The organism is Pseudomonas sp. (genome assembly GCF_048269965.1).
Taxonomy (GTDB): Bacteria; Pseudomonadota; Gammaproteobacteria; order Pseudomonadales; family Pseudomonadaceae; genus Aquipseudomonas.
The window spans coordinates 16,466-39,964 of sequence record NZ_JBLWTV010000030.1; the positions used below are offsets into that span (position 1 = coordinate 16,466).

Sequence of the window (23,499 nt, forward strand, 5' to 3'; positions counted from 1 at the left end):
CATGCTACTCAACGCATGGCGAGAATTGCTGTCCATTCGGCATCGCTCACCGGCATCACCGACAGGCGACTGCCACGTTGTACCAATGCCAGTTCGGCCAGTAGCGGATTGTTCTTCAGGTGCTGCAGCGCCAGCACCTCGTCGAAGGCTTCGACGAACTCGACGTCCAGGGCGCTCCAGGGATTTTTCTCGGTACTGGCCTTGGGGTCGTGATAATGACTTTGCGGGTCCAGTGCGGTGGGGTCCGGGTAGATCTCGCTGGCAATGCGCGCGATGCCGGCGATGCCGGGTTGCGGGCAACTGGAGTGATAGAAGAAGAACAGATCGCCGGGCTTCATCGCACGCATGAAGTTGCGCGCCTGGTAATTGCGTACGCCATCCCAACGCGTTTTGCCCAGTCGTTGCAGGTCGTGGATGGACAATTCATCGGGTTCGGACTTCATCAGCCAATAAGGCATGAACTTTGCTCCTGCAGGTCTGTCCGTAAGCGGACGCTCGTTTGAGGGGTTTCTCCGACGGCCGGTTGGCGCCAGAAATTGCACAGTGCTTGGCGCTGACGGAAAATGCCCGGCTAAACGCTTGGCGCCGTCGTATTGCACACAACAATAACGCGCGACCAACGCGCGCATTGCCTTGAAGGGGGAGGCAATAGATGAAACGCAAGCCAGATCTTTTGTGGGTTCTCGTCGTACTGTTCAGCCTGGGCGTGGTTACCACGGGTTACACCCAGAGCTTTTGGGAGCGCCAGAGCGACGCTCCGGTCAATGTAACGCAGCAGCCCTGATTCGCGGGCTGCCAGCATAAGCGCCGCAGGGAACGCGGTGCCGCATCTTTCGATTCAATACCAGGCCTTGTCCGTCACCGTTGCCTGCAAGGGCACGTCCCAGCTGGCCATCGCCAGTTCTTCCACGCGCTGACATTCATGCGCCAGGCCCAGTAGTGTCGGCATGTGCCAATTTTTGCGCATGCGCAGATAAGCCAGGCTGCGATCGTAGAAACCGCCGCCCATGCCCAGGCGGCCGCCGCGATCATCGAAGCCCACCAGCGGCAGCAGCACCAGGTCCAGCGCCCAGACCTTGCGTTGGCGCTTGGGCTGTGTGCGTGGCTCGAGGATGCGAAAGCGATTGCCCGCCAGTTTCTCGTGCTGGCTGACGCGCTGAAACACCATCTTGGTGCGCGGCCAGGCGCTGAGTACCGGCAGGTAGGTGCGTTTGCCGCGCTTGTGTGCAGCGGCCAGCAAGGGCCTTGGGTCGATTTCGCCATCGTTGGGCAGGTACAGGGCGATATGCCTGGCGCGGCGAAACTGCGGGCTGTGTGCCAGCTGGCGATACAGGTTGCGTGCGGCAAGACGTTGCTGGCTGCGGCTGAGCGCGCGACGACGCTGGCGCAGCACGCGGCGCAGTTGCGGGCGACTGAGCGTGGCTGGCGTAGTCATGAAAGGAGGCTTGGACGAGGCGGGTAGCAGCGCTGAAGGTGACTGCTGGAAATGATGACTTCCCGGCGTGCCGCTGTCGGTTTAGCCCTTGAACCCGAAAGTTCAAGGTGGAGGTTGCAGGAGGCGTTAAGGCTTTCCGTCAGGCGGACATGCACACCGGCCCCAACGTGCAACCCCCGTGGTTGTGCGTATCGGCTCAGGGACATCACCGACTGGCGCACACCCCAGGAAGTGGCGCCCAGTATACCCGAACAGAGGGTCTGCGGGGCGGCCTGCGACGAACTGGCAGGCATGACGGTGCTCAGGCGCTCGGGTCGTCGGCCAGCGCATGGTCGACACGATCGAGCAGATCGCGCACCTGCTGGCGGGTGGAGTTGGCGTCCTGATCCAGGCGCTGTTGCTTGTGCAGCAGGTCGTGGGTGATGTTCAAGGCTGCCATCACGGCGACGCGGTCGGCACCTATCACTTTGCCGCTGGTACGGATCTCGCGCATCTTGCCGTCCAGGTAGCGAGCCGCGCTTTCCAGATTGGCGCGTTCGTCCTGCGGGCAGGCGATGCAATATTCTTTGTCCAGAATGTGGACGGTCACGGTGTTCGACTGGGTCATGAGTCCTGCTCCAGGGCTTTAAGGCGCGAAATCATCGATTCGACCTTGTGCCGGGCCATTTCGTTCTTTTCGATCAGATGGGCGCGTTCCTCGCGCCAGGCCTGTTCATTCGCCAGCAGGAGTCGGTTGTGAGCCTTTAGCTGCTCGACTCGCTGGATCAGCAGTTCCAGCTTGGCGGTCAATGCGTGCAGATCGGCGTCTTCCATGGGCTCTCGCTATGGGATGGCTGGCTGGACTATATAGGCCTGTCCCGTTCAGGGCACCTCTAAAAACTACCTGCGTTGTCATCACTGCGTTAAAAACAAGCTCAAAATGCTAGTTGCAACTCGTAAAGTCGAGCGCGACTCCGACCGTTTCTCGCTTGTTTTTGCCTTGTGCTGACTGCCTCGCCTACGTTTTTAGATGCGCCCGTCATGGGTCAAACCATGCTTGGCAGTGGTGTGATGCAGATGACGGCATCACCCCGGCGGCCTCGGATGGTCTTGCCGCGTCTGCCGGTGCTAGGATACGAGGCCTCCATTCTAGAGATTGCGCCGTCTGGCGCCTAGCTATCTATGTCGATTCCAAGCTCTCCCTACGCCGCCTTAGCCGCCCTGCTCAGCAGCGCCGGGCATTCCGTTTCCCCTGCCGAACTGCATGGCCTGCTGCTGGGCCGCAGCTGTGCCGGCGCCGGCTTCGATGTCGATGCCTGGCTGCTCGACGCTGCCGACCTGCTCGGCGGCGAGCCGCAGGACAGCGTGCGCCAGGCGCTGATCGGTCTGCAGGAAATGGTCAAGGGTGAGCTGTGCAGCGAAGACGTCACCGTGGTGCTGCTGCTGCCGGATGACGAAACCCCGTTGGCGCAGCGCGCGGTCGCGCTGGGCCAGTGGTGCCAGGGCTTTCTCGGTGGTTTTGGCCTGACCGCTCGCGACGGTGCGCTGAGCGCCGAAGCCATGGAAGTGTTGCAGGATCTCTCCGCCATCGCCCAGGTGCAGAGTGCCCTGGAAGAATCGGAAGATGGCGAGAGCGACTACATGGAGGTGATGGAATACCTGCGCGTGGCACCGCTGTTGCTGTTCACCGAGTGCGCCAAACCTGCGGCGCCTGCTGCCAAACCGTCCCTGCACTGATTGTTCGTCGGAGCCTGCCTTGATCAGCATCCCCAAGTCCGAATATGCCCGTCGGCGCAAGGCGCTGATGGCGCAGATGGAACCCAACAGCATCGCCATTCTGCCGGCGGCGCCGGTGTATATCCGCAACCGTGACGTCGAGCATGTCTATCGTCAGGACAGCGATTTCCAGTACCTCACCGGTTTCCCTGAGCCGGAAGCGGTGATGGCGCTGATCCCTGGGCGCGAGCACGGTGAGTACGTGCTGTTCTGCCGCGAGCGTGATCCGGAGCGTGAGTTGTGGGATGGCCTGCGTGCCGGCCAGGACGGTGCGATCAGCAGGTTTGGCGCCGACGATGCCTTCCCCATTGGCGATATCGACGACATCCTTCCGGGGCTGATCGAAGGCCGCGAACGTGTCTATTACGCCATCGGCAGCAATCAGGAGTTCGATCATCGGCTGATGGAGTGGGTCAACCACATCCGCGCCAAGGCGCGCCAGGGCGCCACGCCGCCAAACGAATTCGTCGCCCTCAACCACCTGCTGCACGACATGCGCCTGTACAAGTCGTCCGCCGAGGTGAAGGTGATGAAGGAAGCGGCCGAGATCAGTGCGCGTGCCCACATCCGCGCGATGCAGGCGAGTCGCGCCGGCCTGTTCGAATATCACCTGGAAGCCGAACTGGACTACGAGTTCCGCAAGGGTGGAGCGAAGATGCCGGCCTACGGCAGCATCGTCGCCGCCGGTCGCAACGCCTGCATCCTGCACTACCGCGAGAACGACGCAGCGCTCAAGGACGGTGACCTGGTGCTGATCGACGCCGGCTGCGAGATCGACTGCTACGCCAGCGACATCACTCGCACCTTCCCGGTCAGCGGCAGGTTTTCCCCCGAGCAGAAGGCCATCTATGAGCTGGTGCTGGCCTCGCAGGAAGCCGCGTTCAAGGAAATCGCACCGGGCAAGCACTGGAACGAAGCCCACGAAGCCACGGTGCGGGTGATCACTGCCGGTCTGGTTGAGCTGGGCCTGCTCGAGGGTGATGTCGACGAACTGATCGCCAGCGAAGCCTACAAGCCTTTCTATATGCACCGCGCCGGCCACTGGTTGGGCATGGACGTGCACGATGTCGGCGACTACAAGGTGGGCGGCGAGTGGCGGGTGCTGGAAGTCGGCATGGCGATGACCGTGGAGCCGGGTATCTACATCGCCCCCGACAACGACAAGGTCACCAAGAAATGGCGCGGCATCGGCGTGCGCATCGAGGACGACGTGGTCGTGACCAGGAAGGGCTGCGAGATTCTCACCAATGCTGTGCCCAAGACCGTTGCCGAGATCGAGGCACTGATGGCGGCCGCGCGCACCGAGGCGGCCTGAGCCCATGTCACGTGTGAATCTGGCGCTCATCGGTGGCGGCGCTGTTGGTGAATGGTTCGGTGCCAGCCTGATGCTGACGGCGCAGGCATGTCGATGACGCGGGTACAGTTGACCATCATCGGCGGCGGTCTGGTCGGCGCGAGCCTGGCGCTGGCCCTGCAGGACACGGCACGCCAGCGTGGCTGGCGCATCGCCCTGATCGAACCTTTCGCGCCCGGCAGCGAATACCAGCCCAGCTATGACGCACGCTCCACCGCGCTGTCCTATGGCAGCCGGTTGATCTACGAGCGCCTGGGCCTGTGGCAGAGCATTGCCCAGCGTGCCGAGCCGATTCAGCAGATCCATGTTTCCGACCGTGGCCGCTTCGGTGCCACGCGTCTGCAGGCCATCGAGGAAGGTGTGCCGGCGCTCGGTTACGTGGCGGAGAACGCCTGGCTCGGCCATTGCCTGTGGCAGGCGCTGGATCAGGATGTGATCGAGTGGCGCTGCCCGGCCGAAGTGGTCGGCATGCAACGTCTCGACGACGGCTATCGGCTGACCCTGAACGACGAAACCTGCCTCGACTGCGACCTGGCGATTCTCGCCGACGGTGGACGTTCCGGCTTGCGTGAGCAGCTCGGTATTGGCGTCAGCAGCAAGCCTTATGGGCAGAGTGCGCTGATCGCCAACATCAGCCCCCTGGAGGCGCATCGTGGGCAGGCCTTCGAGCGTTTCACCGATGATGGGCCCATGGCGCTGCTGCCCTTGAGCGATAACCGCTGCGCGCTGGTCTGGACGCGCGCTGCCGCTGACGCCGAGCGCTTGCTGCGTGCCAGTGAGGCGAGCTTTCTCGGTGAATTGCAGCAGGCTTTCGGTTATCGCCTGGGTGCCTTGAAGCAGGTGGGTGCGCGACATCTCTATCCGCTGAGCCTGGTCGAGGCGCAGGAGCAGGTGCGCCCGCATCTGGTGGTGCTGGGCAACGCCGCGCACAGCCTGCACCCTATCGCCGGTCAGGGCTACAACCTGTCGCTGCGCGATACCCTGGCGCTGGCCGAGGTGCTGATCGGCAGCGAGGCACCGCTGGGGGATTTCGCCACCTTGCAGCGTTACCAGCAACGGCAACAGCTCGATCAGCAAATGACCGTCGGCTTCTCCGACCAGGTGACGCGCCTGTTCAGCAATGGGCAGCCGCTGCTGACCGCCGGGCGTAACCTGGGGTTGCTCGGCCTCGACCTGCTGCCGCCGGCCAAGCGCTGGTTCGCCCGCCAGGCCATGGGCATGGGAACCCGCAATCTATGAGCAATACCCCAGGGTGTCGCGGGGCCGCCCAGGCCGTGCGCACCAATCGGCAGCCAGGGTGCGCACAGTGCACCCTAGGGTTTGAGGAGTGATATGCGCGCGGATCTGATCATCGTCGGCGCCGGTATGGTCGGCAGCACCCTGGCGCTGGCGCTGGAACACAGCGGTCTGGATATCCTGATCGTCGATGGCGGCCCGCTGAGCGTGGCGCCGTTCGATATAAAGGCGCCGTTCGAGCCGCGCGTCAGTGCCTTGTCGATGGCCAGTCAGCGCATTCTCGAGCGCCTGGGCGCCTGGCAGGGCATTGCCGCGCGGCGTGCCTGCGCTTATGGCGAGATGCGCGTGTGGGACGGCTCCGGCACCGGCAGCATCCACTTCGCCGCCGCCAGCGTGCATGCCGAGACGCTCGGCCATATCGTCGAGAATCGCGTGGTGCAGGATGCCCTGCTCGAACGTCTGCACGACAGCCAGATCGGTCTGTTGCCCGGCACACGCCTGGAGCAACTGCGCCGCAGCGGCGATGACTGGTTGCTGACCCTGGAAGGCGGCCGTCAGTTGCGTGCGCCGCTGCTGGTGGCGGCCGACGGCGCCAACTCCGCAGTGCGGCGCCTGGCCGGTTGCGCCACGCGCGAATGGGAATATCTGCACCATGCCATCGTCACCAGCGTGCGCTGCGAGAAGCCGCATCAGGCCACCGCCTGGCAACGCTTCACCGACGAGGGTCCACTGGCCTTCCTGCCGCTGGCAGGGCCTGCTGGCGAGCATTGGTGCTCGATCGTCTGGTCGACCGTGCCGGTGGAGGCCGAGCGTCTGATGGCGCTGGATGACGAGGCCTTCTGCGCCGAGCTGAGCAAGGCCTTCGAAGCCCGCCTGGGCAAGGTGCTGCATGCCGATCGCCGTCTGTGCATCCCGCTGCGCCAGCGTCATGCCAAGCGCTATGTGGAGCCTGGGCTGGCGCTGATTGGCGATGCTGCGCACACCATCCATCCGCTGGCGGGGCAGGGGGTCAACCTGGGTTTCCTCGACGCCGCCGTGCTGGCCGAGGTGCTGCTGTGTGCGGCCGAGCGGGGTGAGAGCCTCAGTGATGAGCGCGTGCTGAGCCGTTTCGAGCGTCGGCGCATGCCGCACAACCTGGCGATGATGGCGGCAATGGAGGGCTTTCAGCGCCTGTTCCAGGCCGACCCCTTGCCGCTGCGCCTGCTGCGCAACGTCGGTCTCGACCTGGTCGACGGCCAGGCCGAGGCCAAGGCGCTGTTCGTGCGTCAGGCGCTTGGGCTGGCCGGCGACCTGCCGGAATTGGCACGAGCCTGAGCTGACGCAACTTGTAATAACTGCTGCGTGTCGTCTCGCTGTTTACGTTGAGAAGGCAAATAACATTCACTACTATTCAGCCACTTTGCTCACCCACAAGAGGCTGGTCCCATGAAGGCTCGCAACGCGCTTCTCGCTGCATTCACTCTCAGCACCCTGGCAACCGCCGTTCAGGCTGCCGACGAAGTGGTGGTCTATTCCGCCCGCATCGATGAGCTGATCAAGCCGGTGTTCGATGCCTACACCGAGAAAACCGGGGTCAAGGTGAAGTTCATCACCGACAAGGAAGCCCCGCTGATCGCCCGTCTCAAGGCCGAAGGCGCCAACACCCCGGCCGACCTGCTGATCACCGTCGACGCCGGCAACCTCTGGCAGGCCGAGCAGGAAGGCGTGCTGCAGCCGACCAAGTCCGACGTGATCGACGCCAACATCCCCGCCCAGTACCGCTCCAGCACCGACAGCTGGACTGGCCTGTCGCTGCGTGCACGGACCATTTTCTACTCCACCGAGCGCGTCAAGCCGCAAGAGTTGTCCACCTACGAAGCCCTGGCTGACAAGGACTGGGAAGGCCGCCTGTGCCTGCGTACCAGCAAGAAGGTCTACAACCAGTCGCTGACCGCCACCCTGATCGAAGCCCATGGCGCCGAGAAGACCGAGGAGATCGTCAAGGGCTGGGTCAACAACCTGGCTACCGACGTATTCCCGGATGACACTGCGCTGCTGCAGGCCATCGACGCCGGCCAGTGCGACGTGGGTATCACCAACACCTACTACTACGGTCGCCTGCACAAGCAGCAGCCGGATCTGAAGGTCAAACCCTTCTGGCCGAACCAGAACGACCGTGGCGTGCACGTCAACCTGGCCGGTGCCGGTGTGACCAAGCATGCACCGCACGCCGAACAGGCCAGGAAGCTGCTGGAGTGGATGACCACCCCGGAAGCACAAAGCATCTTCGCTGGCGTCAACCAGGAGTTCCCGGCCAACCCGGCGGTTGCACCGTCCGAGGAAGTGGCTGCCTGGGGCACCTTCAAGGCTGATTCGGTCGCCACCGAAGTGGCGGGCAAGCGTCAGGCTGAAGCCACCATGCTGATGGATCGCGCCGGCTGGCAGTAAAGGAGATCGTGCCCACGCTCCGGCGTGGGTACGTCACCAGTGACGCTCCGCGTCACCTCTGTTGGCTTCTGACGCTGCAGCGTCGAGCGCCGCATTCCCACGCGGAGCGTGGGAACGATCATCGACGAGCACAGCGCTGCCGTTATACTGCGACGCCCCGCCCAGCCGGGGCGTCGTCATTTCCGTAGTCGAGGAATCCGCGTGCCGCATCCCGTCCAGCGTCGCTGGTATCCCATCGTTCTTGCCGTCGCCGTTCTTGTGCTGATGCCCCTGTCGGTATTGCTGCTGAGCTGGCATGAGGTCGATCAGCAAATCTGGTCGCACCTGTGGCAGACGCAGATGGCGCGGCTGATCGGCAACACGCTGATGTTGGTAATCGGTGTTGGCGTGGGCGTGACACTGCTGGGCGTCAGCCTGGCCTGGCTCACCAGCCTCTGCGAGTTCCCCGGGCGGCGCTGGCTGGACTGGGCGCTGATGCTGCCCTTCGCCATTCCCGCCTATGTCCTGGCGTTCGTCTTCGTGGGTCTGCTGGATTTCGCCGGCCCGGTGCAGACGCTGCTGCGTGAAGGGTTCGGCAGCGGCTTGCGCCTGCCGCGGGTGCGCTCCACTGGCGGTGTGATCATCGTGCTGGTGCTGGTGTTCTATCCCTACGTCTACCTGCTCGCCCGTGGTGCCTTCCTGGCCCAGGGCAAGGGCTTGATGGAGGCGGCGCGGGTGCTCGGGCAGAGCCCTTGGCAGGCGTTCTGGCGTGTGGCGCTGCCGATGGCGCGACCGGCCATCGGTGCCGGCCTGGCCCTGGCGATCATGGAAACCCTGGCCGATTTCGGTGCGGTGTCGGTATTCAATTTCGACACCTTCACCACGGCGATCTACAAGACCTGGTACAGCTTCTACAGCCTGACCAGTGCCACTCAGTTGGCCAGTCTGCTGCTGCTGGCGGTGGCGCTGGTGCTTTATGGCGAGCGCCGTGCGCGTGGCGCCGCGCGGCCTGCCAACGAGCGGCCACGGGGCAAGGCGCTGTATCAGTTGCACGGCTGGAAGGCCTTTGCCGCCAGCGCCTGGTGCGGTCTGGTGTTCGCCTGCGCCTTCGTCATCCCGCTGCTGCAACTGCTGGCCTGGTTCTGGCAGCGTGGTCGCTTCGACCTCGATGAGCGCTACGCCGGGCTGATCCTGCATACCCTCTATCTGGGCGGCATGGCGGCGTTGATCACCGTCAGCGTGGCCATGCTGCTGGCCTTCGCCCGGCGTCAGGCGCCGAATCGCGGCGTGCGTTTCGGTGTCGCGCTGGGCAACCTCGGCTATGCCTTGCCGGGTTCGGTGCTGGCGGTGGCGATCATGCTGGCGTTCAGCTTTCTGGATCGTGAACTGGTGATTCCGCTGTCCACGGCATTGGGCGGTGCCGGCAAGCCGCTGTTGCTGGGTAGCCTGGCGGCGCTGCTGGTGGCCTATCTGATTCGCTTCATGGCGGTGGCCTTCGGGCCGCTGGAAACCAGCCTGGCGCGTATTCGTCCGTCCCTGCCAGAAGCTTCGCGCAGCCTGGGCGTTGGCAGCTTCGGGTTGTTCTTCAGGGTCTACCTGCCCTTGCTGCTGCCAGGCACGCTGTCGGCGGCTCTGCTGGTGTTCGTCGATGTGCTCAAGGAGATGCCGGCGACCCTGCTGATGCGTCCGTTCGGCTGGGACACGCTGTCGGTACGTGTCTTCGAAATGACCAGCGAGGGCGAATGGGCGCGCGCCTCGCTGCCGGCGCTGACCCTGGTGCTGGTCGGCCTGCTGCCGGTGATTTTGCTGATCCGTCGTTCGGCACGCGGTTTCGGTTGATCAATACAGCGCGGTAGGGCGGTTGCAACCCGCCAGTATCGGGGCATGGCGGGTTGCACCCGCCCTACGACTTGAAGCCAGGATGACCCCCCGGACGCATGCGGCTACAATGCGCGCCATTCGCGAGTCGGGGCAGCCCGACAGGACTCATCTAGAAGCGTAGCCGAGGCAGCCAGTGCAAGGCGACAGTGGGAGAGAAAGCGGAATGTACTTTTGTACATGAGCATTTCGAGCCCACTTTCAACGCAGCAATGGCAACGGAGGTAGCTTCTAGGGGGCTAAATCGCTTCGCCAAGCCCGGAAGGAGATAACCCATGGGACAGCGCACCCCCCTCTATGACCTGCACCTGGCACTGGGGGCCAAGATGGTGGATTTCGGCGGCTGGGACATGCCGCTGCACTACGGTTCGCAAGTGGAGGAGCATCATCAGGTGCGCCGCGAGTGCGGCGTGTTCGATGTCTCGCACATGTGCGTGGTGGACGTGAGTGGCAGCCAGGCCCAGGCCTTTCTGCAGCGTCTGCTGGCCAACGATGTGGCCCGTCTGGAGAGCCCCGGCAAGGCGCTGTACAGCGCCATGCTTAATGAGCAGGGCGGGGTGATCGACGACCTGATCGTCTACCTCACCAGTTCTTCTTCCCAGGAGCAGGGCTATCGGCTGGTGGTCAACGCCGGCACCCGTGACAAGGACCTGGCCTGGATGCACGCCCAGGCTGGCGATTTCGATGTGCAGCTGCGTGAGCGTCGTGACCTGGCCATGCTCGCCATTCAGGGGCCCAAGGCGCGGGTACGGGTATCGGAACTGTTGAGCCAGGCACGTGCAGCGCTGATCCATGAACTCAAGCCGTTCCAGGGGTTGCCCGAGGGCGACTGGTTCATCGCCCGTACCGGTTATACCGGCGAAGACGGGCTGGAGATCGTCCTGCCGGTGAGCGAGGTGGTGTCCTTGCTCAACGATCTGGTCGGTGCCGGTATCGCTCCCATCGGCCTTGGCGCACGCGACACGCTGCGCCTGGAGGCGGGGATGAACCTCTACGGCCAGGACATGGATGAGCAGGTCAGCCCGCTGGCCGCCAATATGGCCTGGACCATCGCCTGGGAGCCGGTCGCGCGCGATTTCATCGGCCGTCCGGCGCTGGAGGTGCAGCGCGCTGCCGGTTGCCCGAGCAAGCTGGTGGGCCTGGTACTGGAGGAGCGCGGCGTGCTGCGCGCGCATCAGGTAGTACGCGTCGAAGGTATCGGTGACGGCGAGATCACCAGTGGCAGCTTCTCGCCTACGCTGAACAAATCCATCGCGTTGGCACGGGTACCGGCAGCGACCGGGGATCGTGCCGAGGTGGAGATCCGCGGCAAGTGGTACCCGGTGCGGGTGGTCAGGCCGGGCTTCGTGCGCAACGGCAAAACCCTTATCTGAGAACCTGCCTGCGATCTGCTGCGCGCCGGCCCTGCTGCGTTATAAACAGGCTCGGAAAGCCGTCAAAGGCTGACGCGCTTCAGCGCGGTCCGAAGGACGAGTGCAACGAGCAATGCTCATTTACAGCTCGTAAACTCTGCTTCCTCGCCTGTTTGACTCGCTGGCGCTCGCCCTACGGGCCAGCCTTCGGCTGTTACTCCCGCTGGTCGTTGCGCCTTGCATGGCTCTCGCTCGCGAGATCGTAAACAGGTTCTGAATCTTTTTAGTCGCGGTGCTGGCTTCCCCTGGCGCCGCGGCCTGCTAAATTGTCCTGACGGCCCACCTGCCGTCATCGCTTACGAGGAAAGACACATGAGCAATATCCCCGCCGATCTGCGTTATGCCGCCAGCCACGAGTGGGCGCGCCTGGAGGCTGACGGCAGCGTGACCGTGGGCATCTCCGACCATGCCCAGGAAGCCCTTGGCGACGTGGTGTTCATCGAGCTGCCGGAAGTTGGCAAGCAACTGAATGCTGGCCAGGAAGCGGGCGTGGTGGAGTCGGTCAAGGCTGCCTCCGACATCTACGCACCCGTTGGCGGCGAAGTGATCGCCATCAACGAAGCGCTGACCGACAGCCCGGAAAGCGTCAACAGCGACCCGTACGGCAGCTGGTTCTTCAAGCTCAAGCCGAGCGACGCCAGCGAGCTGGACAAGCTGCTGGACGCTGCAGCCTATCAAGCCGCTGCTGACGCCGACGCCTGATTCATCCGCAGCGTCCAGAAAACCCGCCTCGGCGGGTTTTCGCGTTTATCGCGTAGGGCGGGTGCAACCCCCGATCACCCTGGCGGGGTGCGCCCGCCCTACACCTGCTCCATTGTGCATTGGCGTTGACACCTTCACTCAAAACAATATATAAAAATACATATTGTTTTGAGTGAAGGTGTTCCATGGTCGAATCCATCGATATCCAGCAACTGCGCGCCAATGCCGACGCTGCCGGACAACTGCTCAAGGCGCTGGCCAATCCGGATCGTCTGCTGCTGCTTTGCCAGCTGTCGCAGGGCGAGCTCAATGTCAGCGAACTGGAGACGCTGCTCGGTATCCAGCAGCCCACGTTGTCCCAGCAACTGGCTGTGCTGCGCCGCGAAGGGCTGGTGGCAACCCGTCGCGACGGCAAGCAGATCTTCTATCGCATCAGCAGTCCGGCGGCGCTGGCGGTGATCGAGACCCTCTACCACCTGTTCTGCGAGGGCCGGCAATGAACGTCGACTGGGCTGCTTTCACGCCCTGGAGTGCTCTGGCTGGCGGTGCCCTGATCGGCCTGGCGGCCTCCGTGTTCGCCCTGGTAAATGGCCGGGTTGCCGGTATCAGCGGCCTGCTCGGCAGTCTGCTGCAACGCGGTGCTGAGGGGCGAGGTGAAAAGGCGGCATTCCTTCTTGGCCTGCTTCTGGCGCCCTTGCTCTGGGGAGTGTTCGCGGCATTGCCGGCTATTCGATTCGAGACGGGCAGCCTGGGCTTGATCGTTGCCGGCTTGCTGGTCGGTATCGGTACCCGCTATGGCTCGGGCTGCACCAGCGGCCATGGCGTCTGCGGTATTTCCCGTCTGTCGCCGCGCTCCATGCTGGCAACCTTGTGCTTCATGGCCAGCGGTTTCGTCACGGTCTTTGTTCTGCGTCATCTGTTGGGGGCATGAACATGGTCAGACTCAGTGCATTCGCCTGCGGCCTGCTGTTTGGCCTCGGTCTGTTGCTGGCGGGCATGGCCGATCCGACCAAGGTGCTGGCCTTTCTCGATCTGGCCGGTGACTGGGACCCGTCTCTCGCCCTGGTGATGGCAGGTGCAATCGGCGCAGCGGTGCTGCCGCTGAATCTGGCGCAGCGGCGTGCCAAGGCCCTGCTGGGCGGCGCCATGCAGCTGCCGACGCGTCGCGACCTCGATGCTCGCCTGATTGGTGGCAGCCTGCTGTTCGGTGTCGGTTGGGGTATCGCCGGCATCTGTCCGGGGCCGGCCGTTGCCATCCTGCTGACCGGGCACTGGCAGGCACTGCTGTTCGTCGCGGCGATGCTCGCCGGCATGCTGATCTTTACCGCGCTGGAAGGCCGGCGTGGACGTTGACCTGGAGAAACTCGATGAAAGCCAATGTTGGAACGCTCGACCGCAGTCTGCGCATCGCCGCAGGTCTGATCCTTATCGCGCTGAGCCTGGCCGGCGTCATCGGCCTGTGGGGCTGGATCGGTGTGGTGCCACTGGCGACCGGCATCTTCCGTTTCTGCCCGGCGTATCCACTGCTGGGTATCAGCACCTGCAAAATGAAATGAAACAAATCCACTGAGGCGGCATGCATGTGCGGCTTGATGTAGATCAAGCCGCCCCGAGTTCGCGCTGGGCATGGTCAAGGCATAACCAGAACAGCCAATACCCGAGGAGAGATACGCATGCGCACTCTGAGCCTGATGGTCGGGTTGTGCCTGGGCGCCAGCGCCTGGGCCAATGTACCGGTCAGCGAACCCGTCGAGCCTATCGCACCGGCCGAGATCACCGATCCGGCCAAGGTGGAGTTGGGCAAGCAGCTGTTCTTCGATCCGCGCCTGTCGCGCTCGGGGTTCATTTCCTGCAACGCCTGCCACAACCTGTCGATGGGCGGCAGCGACAACCTGCCCAGCTCGATCGGTCACAACTGGCAGCAAGGGCCGATCAACTCGCCGACCGTGCTCAATTCCAGTCTCAACCTGGCGCAGTTCTGGGATGGCCGCGCCGCCGACCTCAAGGAACAGGCTGCCGGCCCCATCGCCAACCCGATGGAGATGGCCTTCACCCACATTCTCGCCATCGACGTGCTGCGCTCGATCCCGCAGTACCGCGAGTCGTTCAAGGCCGTGTACAAGACCGACGAAATCACCCTCGATGAGGTGACCGACGCCATCGCCGAGTTCGAAAAGACCCTGGTCACGCCCAATTCGCGCTTCGACCTCTGGCTCAAGGGCGACCAGCAGGCCATCACCCAGGCCGAGCGGGAGGGCTACGAGCTGTTCAAGTCCATCGGCTGCGTGGCATGCCACAACGGGCCGGCGCTGGGCGGCAACTCGTTCCAGAAGATGGGGCTCGTCGAACCCTACGAAACCAGCAACCCGGCCGAAGGTGTGGCTGGCCTGACCGGCAAGGATGCCGACCGCTTCAAGTTCAAGGTGCCGACCCTGCGCAACGTCGAACTGACCTATCCCTACTTCCATGACGGCGCCTACTGGAAGCTGGAGGAGTCGGTGGACATCATGGCGCGGTTGCAGCTCGGCCGGCAGTTGAGCGAAGGCGAGATCGGCAAGATCACCGCATTCCTCAAGACTTTGACTGGCGAGCAGCCGAGCTTTGCCTTGCCGATCCTGCCGCCGTCGAACAACGCCACGCCGCGGCCGCAGCCGTTCGAGTGAGTTGGCGCTAACGAAAACGCCCGGCATGTGCCGGGCGTTTACCGGCGTAGGCGGGTAAATCCGCCGTAGGGTGGATAACGCTGTGTTTATCCACCATTGCCGGAAGGCAGGGGTGTCGCCTTTGGTGGACAAGCTTCGCGTTGTCCACCCTACGTTGCTCAGCCTTTGGGCTGCTGCTGGGTGATGCAGTGGATATTGCCGCCGCCGAGCAGAATCTCGCGGCCTGGCACCATCACCACGCGGTGCTCGGGGAAAATACGCTCGAGGATGGCGCGCGCCTCTTCGTCCTTCGGGTCATCGAAGCTCGGCGCGACGATGCCGCCGTTGACGATGAGGAAGTTGACGTAGGAGCCGGCCAGGCGAACCTCCGGGCTGCGTTCCTGGCTGCCGTCGACGATGTCGACGCCTGCGCATTCTTCTGCGCTGGCGTGAAGCGGGCCAGGAATCGGCATCTTGTGCACGGCCAGCTGGCGGCCCTTGGCATCGCGCGCGCTTTCCAGCACGCGCATGGCGGCCTGGCAGCGCGGGTAGTTGGGGTCGTTCGCATCGTCGGTCCAGGCCAGCAGCACTTCACCGGGGCGCACGTAGCAGCAGAAGTTGTCGACGTGGCCATCGGTCTCGTCGTTGTACAGGCCGTCCGGTAGCCAGATCACCGTGTCGATGGCCAGGTGCTCGCGCAGCACGGCCTCGATTTCCTCACGCGACAGGTGCGGATTGCGGTTCCTGTTCAGCAGGCACTCTTCGGTGGTGATCAGGGTGCCTTCGCCATCGACATGGATCGAACCGCCCTCGAGCACGAAGCCTTCGGTGCGGTAGCGCTTGCAGCCTTCGATCTCGAGGATCTTGCGCGCCACCTGATCGTCACGCAGCCACGGCCAGTACAGACCGCCGTCGAAGCCGCCCCAGGCATTGAACGACCAGTCCACGCCGCGCACTTCGCCGCTGGCGTTGCTGACGAAGGTCGGGCCGGTGTCGCGCACCCAGGCGTCATCGGTGGTGATTTCCACCAGGCGGATGTTGGCGTCATCCAGGCGTGCGCGGGCGTTCTCATACTGCGCCGCGGATACGCAGACGGTTACCGGCTCGAACTGGGCGATGGCCTTGGCCACGGCGGTGAAGGCAGCCTGGGCTGGCTTGCCGCCGTTGCGCCAGTTGTCCGGGCGCTCGGGCCAGACCATCCAGGTCTGGCTGTGCGGTTCCCATTCTGCCGGCATGCGAAAGCCATCGGCACGTGGTGTGGTGGTCAGGGTGTTCATGTCTTGGTTCCGTAGGGTGCGCCATGCGCACCGGCAAAGTGTTTGGAGGGTGAGGTGCGCACAGCGCACCCTAGGGGATCGACGGCGTTTCACCATCGAGCGTGGAAAGCGGCCAGTATAGGTTCGGGCGACGGTCGCGGAACACACCCCAGGCCGTGCGCACCTTCTCCAGTTCGCTCAGGTCGAAGCTGTGTACCAGCACGCCTTCCTCGGTCTGGTTCAGTTCCTCGACCTTCTCGCCATACTGGTTGGCGATGAACGAACTGCCGTAGAAGGTGATGTGGTAACCGTCCTGTTCCTCGCGACCGATGCGGTTGCTGGCCACCAGCGGCATCAGGTTGGCGCCGGCATGACCCTGCTGCACGCGCTGCCAGTGGTTGCGCGAGCTGATGTTGGCATCGTGTGGCTCGCTACCGATGGCGGTGGGGTAGAAGAGGATTTCTGCGCCGATCAGCGCCATGCTGCGTGCGCTCTCGGGGAACCATTGGTCCCAGCAGATACCCACGCCGATGCGCGCATAGGCGGTGTCCCAGACCTTGAAGCCGGTATCGCCCGGGTTGAAGTAGTACTTCTCGTGGTAGCCGGGGCCATCGGGGATGTGGCTTTTTCGATAAATACCGAGATTGCTGCCGTCGACGTCGATGATGGCGATGCTGTTGAAGCGGGCGCGGCCGGCACGTTCGAAGAAGCTGATCGGCAGCACCACCTTCAGTTCGGCGGCGACTTTCTTGAAGTGCACGATGGCCGGATTGTCTTCCACCCTGGTGGCCAGCTGGGTGTAGTCGGCGTTCGGTTTCTGGCAGAAGTAGGGGGTCTCGAACAGCTCCTGGATCAGGATGATCTGGGCGCCCTGGGCTGCTGCCTGGCGCACCAGCTTCTCGGCATTGGCGATGTTCGCGGCGGTATCCCAGGAGCAGGCCATCTGGGTCGCAGCGACGGTAACGATACGGGACATGAAGCACCTCTTGGCTCGTTCACAGGCCAACCCGGCGTCAGCGGAGGCCTTCTCGGAGTGCCATGGCTGGACATCGACCAAGGCGGGATGCTCGATTTATATCCGATAAATATCGGTATTAGAAGGCGTGATTGATCGGTTTTCCGAAAATCATTCGATTTTTGTCGGGTTCATGGGTTTGCAAACCCTGGGGCGCGCTGTGCGCGCCAGGCCCCGACTGCCGAGATGTCGGCGGTGTGCATAGCCAGGTGGCCCCGCGACACCCTACGGGATAAGCGGCGTGGCTCGTTTTGGCAGCGCAGCGGGCAGGTACAGACCCAGATAGGCGTCGAAGACGCGCATGCCCTCTTCGGCCAGGCGTGGGCTGATTTCGCCATGCAGTTGCACGGAGCGGGCGTAGACGCGATCACCCAGCTCCATGGCCAGGGCGAATACATCGATATCCGTCGGTAATTGCGGCAGGGGGAAGTGACGCTCGAACAATGCCTGCATCAGGCGGCCCAGTTCGATGTCGTGCTGATGGTCGGCCTGAGTGACTTCGGCCAGGCCGTGCTGGGCGAGGATCAGCTGGCGCGCTGCGGCGTCGCGCGCGTAGATGTCCAGCATGCGTTGTTCGACGATACGCGACAGGTCATGCCAGGTGTTCAGGCTGGCATGCTCGACGGGTTCCTGCAGGCAGGCGCGAAAGGCTGCGTGTACGTCTGCCGTGAGGCCTTCGAGCAGTGCCGGTACGCTGGCGAAGAAGTGGTAGACCGAGGACGGCGGAATCTTCGCGTGCTCGGCCACCGTGTAGACCGACAGATTGGCCACGCCTTGCTCGGCCAGCAGTTCGCGTGCTGCTGCGAGGATCACGGCGATCCGTGCCTGGCTGCTGGCGCGCGGCTTGCGGGTGCTGGCGGTACGGGACATGGTGAGCTCTTCGGTGGGCGAGGTGCTATTGGACGTCAGGCGGTGTTGGCGAGGCAAGCCTCGCCATCCGTTCAACTGCCGTCGCGGAAACGCTGCCAGACGTCGTTGCGTATCTGGGCATGCTTCTGCGAGAGCGCCTCCAGTGGGTACAGGCGGCGCTTGGTGTCCTGATCCGGATAGAGCCCGGGCTGTTCCAGCAGGGCGCTGTCGATGAACTGTGCCGAGTCGGCATTGCCGTTGGGGTAGAGCGTCTCGGCGGTGATCTGGGCGATCACCTGCGGCTGCATCAGGTAGTCGATGAAGCGGTGGGCAAGCTCCGGGCGGCTGGCATTGGCGGGGATCACCAAGTTGTCGATGAACAGTACCGAGCCCTCTTCCGGCACCACGAAGCGCACCGGCTGGCCGGCCTGCGCGGCGGCCAGGGCATCGCCGACCCAGGCCATGGCCAGGCACAGGCGGCCGTCGTTGAGATCATCGATGTAGCGTTCACTGTCGACATAGCGCAGGTTCGGGCGCAGGGCGTCGAGTATCTCCCCGGCACGTTCGACGCGGCTCGGTGCGCTGCGTGCCAGGCTGCGGCCCTGGTAGTTGAGCAGCAACGACAGGGTTTCATCCGACGCATCCAGCACGCTTATGCCGCAACTGGCCAGGCGCTTGCTCTGTTCGGCGTCGAACAGCAGGCTCCAGCTGTCCGGCAGCGGGCCGCCATAGGCCGCTTCGGCCTGCGGGGTATTGATCGCCAGGCCAACCGCGCCCCACAGGTAGGGGACGGCGTGCTGGTTCTGTGGGTCGACCGCAGCCAGCTTGCTCAGCAACTGCTTGTCCAGGTGTGTGCGGTTGGGCAGCAGGTTGAAATCCAGCGGGCGAATGCGACCGCTGGCGATCAGCGCTGGCAGGTCATTGTGCGAAGGCACAGCGATGTCGATCGGCTGGCCGCTGTCCAGCGCCTGTGCCAGCTCCTCGGCACTGGCGAAGGTGTGGTACTCGACCTCGATGCCGGTGTCGCGGGTGAAATTTTCCAGCACCTGCGGCGCGATGTAATCGTTCCAGTTGTAGACCCGGATGCTGTCGGCAGCCTGAGCCAGGCCGCAGGTCAGGCCTAGCAGAATGACGGCAAGAGCGCGTTGCATGAGTAACTCCCCGATTGATGAAAGCAACAGTATCCGGCGGTCTTGCTCGCCGATGGTTGATGCATGTCAGCGCAGCCGCCGTGAGGCGAGCCGCAAGATGCCGGAGCAGGCGGTAATTGGCAGGCAAAAAGAAGCCGGCTCTACGGCCGGCTTTCTCGGTGTTACACGGTGTGCAGGTACCAGTTGTATTCGAGGTCGGAGATGGTGGTCTCGAACTCCTGCAGCTCGGCTTCCTTGCACGCGACGAAGATGTCGATGTACTTCGGATCGATGTACTTGTTCAGCACTTCGCTGTCGTCCAGCTCGCGCAGGGCATCGCGCAGGTTGTTCGGCAGGCTGGGTTCGAGCTGCTCGTAGGAGTTGCCCTCGATCGGCTCGCCGGGTTCGATCTGGTTGGTCAGGCCGTGGTGGATGCCGGCGAGAATCGACGCCAGCATCAGGTAGGGGTTGGCATCGGCACCCGCCACGCGGTGTTCGATGCGCACTGCGTCGGCGCTGCCGGTCGGTACGCGTACGGCCACGGTGCGGTTGTCCAGCGCCCAGCTCGGTGCGTTGGGCACGTAGAACTGTGCGCCGAAGCGGCGGTAGGAGTTGACGTTGGGGCAGAGGAAGGCCATCGACGCCGCCATGGTGTCGAGAATGCCGCCGACGGCATGACGCAGCGAGGTGTTCTGCAGCGGATCGTCGGCGGCGAAGATGTTCTTGCCGGTCTTCTTGTCGAGCAGCGAGATGTGCACGTGCAGACCATTGCCCGCCTGGCCCGGATAGGGCTTGGCCATGAAGGTGGAGTCCATCTCGTGGTCGTAGGCGATGTTCTTGATCAGGCGCTTGAGCAGCAGCGCGTAGTCGCAGGCCTTGATGGCGTCTTCGACGTGGTGCAGGTTGACCTCGAACTGCGCCGGGGCACTTTCCTTGACGATGGCATCGGCCGGGATGTCCTGCTCCTTGGCGGCTTCGAGCATGTCCTGCAGGCAGTCGACGTACTCGTCGAGATCGTCGATCAGGTAGACCTGAGTGGAGTGCGGGCGCTTGCCGGAGATCGGCGAGCGTGGCGGCTGCGGCCGGCCGTTCACGTTCTCCTGGTCGATCAGGTAGAACTCCAGTTCGAAGGCTGCGCAGATACGCAGGCCCAGTTCGTCGAACTTCTGCACCACCTGGCGCAATACCTCGCGTGGGTCGGCGAAGAAGGGCGTGCCGTCCAGCTCGTGCATGGTCATCAGCAGTTGCGCGGTGGGGCGCTTCTGCCAGGGCTCGTTGCACAGGGTATTGGGGATGGGGAAGCAGATACGGTCGGCGTCACCGATATCCAGGCCAAGGCCGGTGCTCTCGACGGTGGAACCATTGATGTCGAGGGCGAAGAGCGAGGCCGGCAGGTTGATGCCTTTCTCGTACACCTTGTGCAGGGCGTTTCGGTCGATGCGCTTGCCGCGCACCACGCCATTCATATCTGCAATAAGAAGGTCGACGAACTGGACCTCGGGATGTTCCTTGAGGAACGCGTTCGCTTCGTTAAGCTGAACGGCACGCGGGGGTACCGACATGATGCAACACCTTTTTGTTAAATATATCAATCATGCGACTGCATGGGTGTGAGTCAATCCGAAACGCACTTTACTGTCAAGCTGGCCCAATGATGCCCTGTGATGGGGCGCGATGGCCATTTTTGGGGCATTTCAAGGCCTTTCAGCGTGCTCCAAGCGTTGATCTTTCTGGCTGCTCAGTGGGGTGTGTTCAATTTTTTACAGAGCTATTGTGTAAAAAAATGAACAAGGCTAAGCTCGGTTCAAACCCACTAACAGCAATAATACGGGTGTCTCATGTTTTGCCTGCCGGCCATCGGCGTCAGCGCTTGCACCAGGATCATCGGTCACGCGACCTCTTCCCTCGTCAGCGAGGCGAGTCTGCTCATCATGCGGGCTCGATCAGTCATGAGCATGGCCGCTGCAGTGCAGCAACAGCTCTCCTTTGCGGCTCCTGCGTCGCGCGGCCTGTCTCATCAGGCCGTTCGCTCATTCCATACCCTGCACGATAGCGTACGTGGCTGCGCAACGCCCCTTGGCGTCCGCTCAGGCCCGCGCTCGGCAGCACGCAAGCCACTCGCTGGCCTCGCTGGGCCCGCGCTATGCCGCGAACCAGACAGCTCGGTGTTCGTGAAAAGGGGTGAGCGATTTTATTTCGGTGGAGTGAAATGCCAGGTGCCGGAGGTGCCGCACCCCTAGTAGCATCCACCCGAATATCTCGCCTTCTTTCAGGCCTTTGGTGAGGCTTGCAGGAAGAAGGCGGGGCAACGCTGAACCCGCTATAACTCAAGCAGGTTCTACAACCCTGAGGTCTCTATGAGTACCAAGCTAGACCAGCTCACGAGCTGGCTGAAAGAACGCAAAATCACCGAAGTCGAATGCCTGATCAGTGACCTGACCGGCATTGCCCGCGGCAAGATCTCGCCGACCAACAAGTTTCTCGACGAGAAAGGCATGCGCCTCCCAGAGAGCGTGCTGCTGCAGACCGTGACTGGCGACTACGTCGAGGACGACATCTATTACGACCTGCTGGACGAAGCGGACATCGACATGTTCTGCCGTCCGGACGCCAACGCTGTCTTCGTCGTGCCCTGGGCCATCGAGCCCACCGCCATGGTGATCCACGACACGTTCGACAAGCAGGGCAACCCCATTGAGCTGTCGCCGCGCAATATCCTCAAGAAGGTGTTGCAGATGTACGCCGAGAAGGGCTGGAAGCCCATCGTCGCGCCGGAGATGGAGTTCTATCTGACCAAGCGCAACAGCGATCCGGACTTCCCGCTGGTGGCACCCGTTGGCCGCTCCGGCCGCCCGGAAACCGGCCGTCAGAGCTTTTCCATCGACGCGGCCAACGAGTTCGACCCGCTGTTCGAAGACATGTACGACTGGTGCGAACTGCAAGGCCTGGATCTGGACACCCTGATCCACGAAGAAGGCCCGGCGCAGATGGAAATCAACTTCCGTCACGGCGATGCGCTGCACCTGGCCGACCAGATTCTGGTGTTCAAGCGCACCATGCGTGAAGCCGCGCTCAAGCATGACGTGGCGGCGACCTTCATGGCCAAGCCGATCACCGACGAGCCTGGCAGCGCCATGCACATCCACCAGAGCGTGGTCGACATCAAGACCGGCAAGAACATCTTCTCCAACGAAGACGGCACGATGAGCGAGCTGTTCATGCATCACATCGGGGGGCTGCAGAAATACATCCCCGAGCTGCTGCCGTTGTTCGCGCCGAACGTCAACTCGTTCCGTCGCTTCCTGCCCGATACCTCGGCGCCGGTGAACGTCGAATGGGGCGAGGAGAACCGCACCGTAGGCCTGCGCGTCCCCGAAGCCAGCCCGCAGAACCGCCGCGTGGAAAACCGCCTGGCCGGCGCTGATGCCAACCCCTATCTGGTGCTGGCAGCGACCCTGCTGTGCGGCTACATGGGCATGGTCGGCGGGGTGAAACCCGGTGCACCGGTCAAGGGTCGTGGCTACGAGCGTCGCAACCTGCGCTTGCCGGTGACCATCGAGAGCGCCCTGGAGCGTATGGAAGCCTGCAAGGACGCCGAGAAATTCCTCGGTGAGAAGTTCATCCGTGGCTACGTCGCGGTCAAGCGTGCCGAGCACGAGAACTTCAAGCGCGTGATCAGCTCCTGGGAGCGCGAGTTCCTGCTGCTGTCGGTGTAAGGCTGCATAGCCTCTGATGGCTCTGTGGGAGGGGCTTTAGCCGCGAATATCGCCGCTGAAGCGCCTCCCACGATCCAGACGTTTTTCGCGAGTTGTCGAGACGGCTCGCACAAGCAAGGTGTTGTGATGAACCAGCAAGCCAAGAACCCCAAGACCGCCCACTGGCAAGCCCTCAGCCAGGCCCACCACCTGGCGCCGTTCAGTGATTACAAGCAACTGGCCGAGAAGGGCCCGCGCATCATCACCGAGGCCAAGGGTGTGCACCTGTGGGACAGCGAGGGCAACAGGATCCTCGATGGCATGGCCGGTCTGTGGTGCGTGGCCGTCGGCTATGGCCGCGAGGAGCTGGTCGAAGCCGCCAGCGCACAGATGCGCCAACTGCCGTTCTACAACACCTTCTTCCAGACCGCCCACCCGCCGGTACTGGAGCTGGCCCACGCCATCTCCCAGCTGGCGCCGGCCGGCATGAACCACGTGTTCTTCACCGGTTCGGGCTCGGAGGGCAACGACACCATGCTGCGTCTGGTGCGCCACTATTGGGCGTGCAAGGGGCAGCCGAACAAGAAGATCATCATCGGCCGCGACAACGGCTACCACGGTTCCACCGTGGCTGGCGCCAGCCTCGGCGGCATGAAGTTCATGCACGAGCAGGGCGACCTGCCGATCCCGGGCATCGCGCATATCCCGCAGCCGTACTGGTTCGGTGAGGGTGG

Annotated in this window: 25 protein-coding genes and 1 other RNA gene; 16 read left to right on the plus strand and 10 right to left on the minus strand. The window is 63.3% G+C overall.

Annotated elements, in window-relative coordinates:
* Positions 1-8: 8 nt before the first annotated feature.
* On the minus strand, positions 9-458 hold the full coding sequence (locus ACN0X6_RS23015) for an EVE domain-containing protein (protein WP_417707506.1): 450 nt from the start codon (positions 456-458) through the stop codon (positions 9-11).
* A 194-nt stretch (positions 459-652) separates the two neighbouring features.
* On the opposite strand from ACN0X6_RS23015, the gene ACN0X6_RS23020 reads away from it, so the two are divergent.
* Complete coding sequence (locus ACN0X6_RS23020; protein WP_275641199.1) at positions 653-784, plus strand: hypothetical protein; 132 nt, start codon at positions 653-655, stop codon at positions 782-784.
* Positions 785-838: 54 nt separating this feature from the next.
* Here the strand turns inward: ACN0X6_RS23020 and ACN0X6_RS23025 are convergent, their stop codons facing one another.
* From ACN0X6_RS23025 to ACN0X6_RS23040, 4 genes are all read right to left on the minus strand, one after another.
* Positions 839-1,435: a 5-formyltetrahydrofolate cyclo-ligase gene (locus tag ACN0X6_RS23025; protein WP_064493801.1), complete on the minus strand. Its 597-nt coding sequence runs from the start codon at positions 1,433-1,435 to the stop codon at positions 839-841.
* A 55-nt stretch (positions 1,436-1,490) separates the two neighbouring features.
* Positions 1,491-1,669: non-coding RNA, 6S RNA (gene ssrS / locus ACN0X6_RS23030), on the minus strand.
* 67 nt (positions 1,670-1,736) lie between these two features.
* Positions 1,737-2,042 (minus strand): cell division protein ZapA, encoded by a 306-nt coding sequence (locus tag ACN0X6_RS23035; RefSeq protein ID WP_003458649.1) that lies wholly within the window; start codon positions 2,040-2,042, stop codon positions 1,737-1,739.
* Positions 2,039-2,248, minus strand: coding sequence for a TIGR02449 family protein (locus ACN0X6_RS23040; protein WP_003458652.1), 210 nt, complete (start codon positions 2,246-2,248; stop codon positions 2,039-2,041). Before ACN0X6_RS23040 ends, ACN0X6_RS23035 begins: the two co-directional genes overlap by 4 nt.
* A 348-nt stretch (positions 2,249-2,596) precedes the next feature.
* On the opposite strand from ACN0X6_RS23040, the gene ACN0X6_RS23045 reads away from it, so the two are divergent.
* The 13 genes from ACN0X6_RS23045 to ACN0X6_RS23105 all read left to right on the plus strand — a co-directional run bounded on the left by ACN0X6_RS23045 (position 2,597) and on the right by ACN0X6_RS23105 (position 14,841).
* Positions 2,597-3,151 (plus strand): YecA family protein, encoded by a 555-nt coding sequence (locus ACN0X6_RS23045; RefSeq protein ID WP_417707508.1) that lies wholly within the window; start codon positions 2,597-2,599, stop codon positions 3,149-3,151.
* A gap of 19 nt (positions 3,152-3,170) precedes the next feature.
* A complete protein-coding gene (pepP, locus tag ACN0X6_RS23050; protein WP_417707510.1) occupies positions 3,171-4,505 on the plus strand; it encodes a Xaa-Pro aminopeptidase in 1,335 nt (444 codons plus the stop codon).
* Positions 4,506-4,598: 93 nt separating this feature from the next.
* The gene (gene ubiH / locus ACN0X6_RS23055; RefSeq protein ID WP_417707511.1) at positions 4,599-5,783 is read left to right on the plus strand and encodes a 2-octaprenyl-6-methoxyphenyl hydroxylase; all 1,185 of its coding nucleotides are present in this window, start codon (positions 4,599-4,601) and stop codon (positions 5,781-5,783) included.
* A 93-nt stretch (positions 5,784-5,876) separates the two neighbouring features.
* Positions 5,877-7,094, plus strand: a complete 1,218-nt coding sequence (locus ACN0X6_RS23060; RefSeq protein WP_417707513.1) for a 2-octaprenyl-3-methyl-6-methoxy-1,4-benzoquinol hydroxylase — start codon at positions 5,877-5,879, stop codon at positions 7,092-7,094.
* Positions 7,095-7,205: 111 nt separating this feature from the next.
* On the plus strand, positions 7,206-8,207 hold the full coding sequence (locus tag ACN0X6_RS23065) for an extracellular solute-binding protein (RefSeq protein WP_417707515.1): 1,002 nt from the start codon (positions 7,206-7,208) through the stop codon (positions 8,205-8,207).
* A 201-nt stretch (positions 8,208-8,408) separates the two neighbouring features.
* The gene (locus ACN0X6_RS23070) at positions 8,409-10,025 is read left to right on the plus strand and encodes an ABC transporter permease (protein ID WP_417707516.1); all 1,617 of its coding nucleotides are present in this window, start codon (positions 8,409-8,411) and stop codon (positions 10,023-10,025) included.
* Between the two features lie 314 nt (positions 10,026-10,339).
* Complete coding sequence (gcvT, locus tag ACN0X6_RS23075) at positions 10,340-11,437, plus strand: glycine cleavage system aminomethyltransferase GcvT (RefSeq protein WP_417707518.1); 1,098 nt, start codon at positions 10,340-10,342, stop codon at positions 11,435-11,437.
* A 351-nt stretch (positions 11,438-11,788) separates the two neighbouring features.
* On the plus strand, positions 11,789-12,178 hold the full coding sequence (gcvH, locus tag ACN0X6_RS23080; RefSeq protein WP_079784883.1) for a glycine cleavage system protein GcvH: 390 nt from the start codon (positions 11,789-11,791) through the stop codon (positions 12,176-12,178).
* 185 nt (positions 12,179-12,363) lie between these two features.
* Positions 12,364-12,678: an ArsR/SmtB family transcription factor gene (locus ACN0X6_RS23085; RefSeq protein ID WP_192984093.1), complete on the plus strand. Its 315-nt coding sequence runs from the start codon at positions 12,364-12,366 to the stop codon at positions 12,676-12,678.
* Positions 12,675-13,109: a YeeE/YedE family protein gene (locus tag ACN0X6_RS23090; RefSeq protein ID WP_417707520.1), complete on the plus strand. Its 435-nt coding sequence runs from the start codon at positions 12,675-12,677 to the stop codon at positions 13,107-13,109. The genes ACN0X6_RS23085 and ACN0X6_RS23090 overlap by 4 nt, the downstream gene beginning before the upstream one ends.
* 2 nt (positions 13,110-13,111) lie before the next feature.
* Positions 13,112-13,531 (plus strand): DUF6691 family protein, encoded by a 420-nt coding sequence (locus ACN0X6_RS23095; RefSeq protein WP_417707522.1) that lies wholly within the window; start codon positions 13,112-13,114, stop codon positions 13,529-13,531.
* A 14-nt stretch (positions 13,532-13,545) separates the two neighbouring features.
* Entirely contained in the window at positions 13,546-13,734 is a 189-nt protein-coding gene (locus ACN0X6_RS23100) for a DUF2892 domain-containing protein (RefSeq protein ID WP_074676671.1), read from the plus strand.
* Between the two features lie 117 nt (positions 13,735-13,851).
* On the plus strand, positions 13,852-14,841 hold the full coding sequence (locus ACN0X6_RS23105; protein ID WP_417707524.1) for a cytochrome-c peroxidase: 990 nt from the start codon (positions 13,852-13,854) through the stop codon (positions 14,839-14,841).
* A gap of 158 nt (positions 14,842-14,999) precedes the next feature.
* Here the strand turns inward: ACN0X6_RS23105 and aguA are convergent, their stop codons facing one another.
* The 5 genes from aguA to ACN0X6_RS23130 all read right to left on the minus strand — a co-directional run bounded on the left by aguA (position 15,000) and on the right by ACN0X6_RS23130 (position 20,632).
* A complete protein-coding gene (gene aguA / locus ACN0X6_RS23110; protein ID WP_417707526.1) occupies positions 15,000-16,097 on the minus strand; it encodes an agmatine deiminase in 1,098 nt (365 codons plus the stop codon).
* A gap of 70 nt (positions 16,098-16,167) precedes the next feature.
* Positions 16,168-17,052, minus strand: coding sequence for an N-carbamoylputrescine amidase (gene aguB / locus ACN0X6_RS23115; protein WP_417707528.1), 885 nt, complete (start codon positions 17,050-17,052; stop codon positions 16,168-16,170).
* Positions 17,053-17,316: 264 nt separating this feature from the next.
* On the minus strand, positions 17,317-17,961 hold the full coding sequence (locus ACN0X6_RS23120) for a TetR/AcrR family transcriptional regulator (protein WP_417707529.1): 645 nt from the start codon (positions 17,959-17,961) through the stop codon (positions 17,317-17,319).
* A gap of 71 nt (positions 17,962-18,032) precedes the next feature.
* Positions 18,033-19,091, minus strand: a complete 1,059-nt coding sequence (locus tag ACN0X6_RS23125) for a polyamine ABC transporter substrate-binding protein (RefSeq protein ID WP_417707531.1) — start codon at positions 19,089-19,091, stop codon at positions 18,033-18,035.
* Between the two features lie 161 nt (positions 19,092-19,252).
* Positions 19,253-20,632, minus strand: a complete 1,380-nt coding sequence (locus ACN0X6_RS23130; protein ID WP_047591612.1) for a glutamine synthetase family protein — start codon at positions 20,630-20,632, stop codon at positions 19,253-19,255.
* Positions 20,633-21,427: 795 nt separating this feature from the next.
* Here ACN0X6_RS23130 and ACN0X6_RS23135 point away from each other — a divergent pair.
* Entirely contained in the window at positions 21,428-22,786 is a 1,359-nt protein-coding gene (locus ACN0X6_RS23135; protein ID WP_017678374.1) for a glutamine synthetase family protein, read from the plus strand.
* A gap of 126 nt (positions 22,787-22,912) precedes the next feature.
* On the plus strand, positions 22,913-23,499 hold a 587-nt coding region (locus ACN0X6_RS23140), incomplete at its 3' end, for an aminotransferase class III-fold pyridoxal phosphate-dependent enzyme (protein WP_417707533.1).

Coding starts and splice junctions, on each gene's coding strand:
- gcvT (WP_417707518.1), top strand. CDS start 10,340: ATGGGACAGCGCACCCCCCTCTATGACCTGCACCTGGCACTGGGGGCC.
- ACN0X6_RS23125 (WP_417707531.1), bottom strand. CDS start 19,091: ATGCAACGCGCTCTTGCCGTCATTCTGCTAGGCCTGACCTGCGGCCTG.
- ACN0X6_RS23085 (WP_192984093.1), top strand. CDS start 12,364: ATGGTCGAATCCATCGATATCCAGCAACTGCGCGCCAATGCCGACGCT.
- ACN0X6_RS23065 (WP_417707515.1), top strand. CDS start 7,206: ATGAAGGCTCGCAACGCGCTTCTCGCTGCATTCACTCTCAGCACCCTG.
- ACN0X6_RS23100 (WP_074676671.1), top strand. CDS start 13,546: ATGAAAGCCAATGTTGGAACGCTCGACCGCAGTCTGCGCATCGCCGCA.
- ACN0X6_RS23105 (WP_417707524.1), top strand. CDS start 13,852: ATGCGCACTCTGAGCCTGATGGTCGGGTTGTGCCTGGGCGCCAGCGCC.
- ubiH (WP_417707511.1), top strand. CDS start 4,599: ATGACGCGGGTACAGTTGACCATCATCGGCGGCGGTCTGGTCGGCGCG.
- ACN0X6_RS23120 (WP_417707529.1), bottom strand. CDS start 17,961: ATGTCCCGTACCGCCAGCACCCGCAAGCCGCGCGCCAGCAGCCAGGCA.
- ACN0X6_RS23095 (WP_417707522.1), top strand. CDS start 13,112: ATGGTCAGACTCAGTGCATTCGCCTGCGGCCTGCTGTTTGGCCTCGGT.
- ACN0X6_RS23020 (WP_275641199.1), top strand. CDS start 653: ATGAAACGCAAGCCAGATCTTTTGTGGGTTCTCGTCGTACTGTTCAGC.
- ACN0X6_RS23015 (WP_417707506.1), bottom strand. CDS start 458: ATGCCTTATTGGCTGATGAAGTCCGAACCCGATGAATTGTCCATCCAC.
- ACN0X6_RS23040 (WP_003458652.1), bottom strand. CDS start 2,248: ATGGAAGACGCCGATCTGCACGCATTGACCGCCAAGCTGGAACTGCTG.
- ACN0X6_RS23045 (WP_417707508.1), top strand. CDS start 2,597: ATGTCGATTCCAAGCTCTCCCTACGCCGCCTTAGCCGCCCTGCTCAGC.
- ACN0X6_RS23025 (WP_064493801.1), bottom strand. CDS start 1,435: ATGACTACGCCAGCCACGCTCAGTCGCCCGCAACTGCGCCGCGTGCTG.
- ACN0X6_RS23060 (WP_417707513.1), top strand. CDS start 5,877: ATGCGCGCGGATCTGATCATCGTCGGCGCCGGTATGGTCGGCAGCACC.
- ACN0X6_RS23090 (WP_417707520.1), top strand. CDS start 12,675: ATGAACGTCGACTGGGCTGCTTTCACGCCCTGGAGTGCTCTGGCTGGC.
- aguB (WP_417707528.1), bottom strand. CDS start 17,052: ATGTCCCGTATCGTTACCGTCGCTGCGACCCAGATGGCCTGCTCCTGG.
- gcvH (WP_079784883.1), top strand. CDS start 11,789: ATGAGCAATATCCCCGCCGATCTGCGTTATGCCGCCAGCCACGAGTGG.
- ACN0X6_RS23130 (WP_047591612.1), bottom strand. CDS start 20,632: ATGTCGGTACCCCCGCGTGCCGTTCAGCTTAACGAAGCGAACGCGTTC.
- aguA (WP_417707526.1), bottom strand. CDS start 16,097: ATGAACACCCTGACCACCACACCACGTGCCGATGGCTTTCGCATGCCG.
- ACN0X6_RS23035 (WP_003458649.1), bottom strand. CDS start 2,042: ATGACCCAGTCGAACACCGTGACCGTCCACATTCTGGACAAAGAATAT.
- ACN0X6_RS23135 (WP_017678374.1), top strand. CDS start 21,428: ATGAGTACCAAGCTAGACCAGCTCACGAGCTGGCTGAAAGAACGCAAA.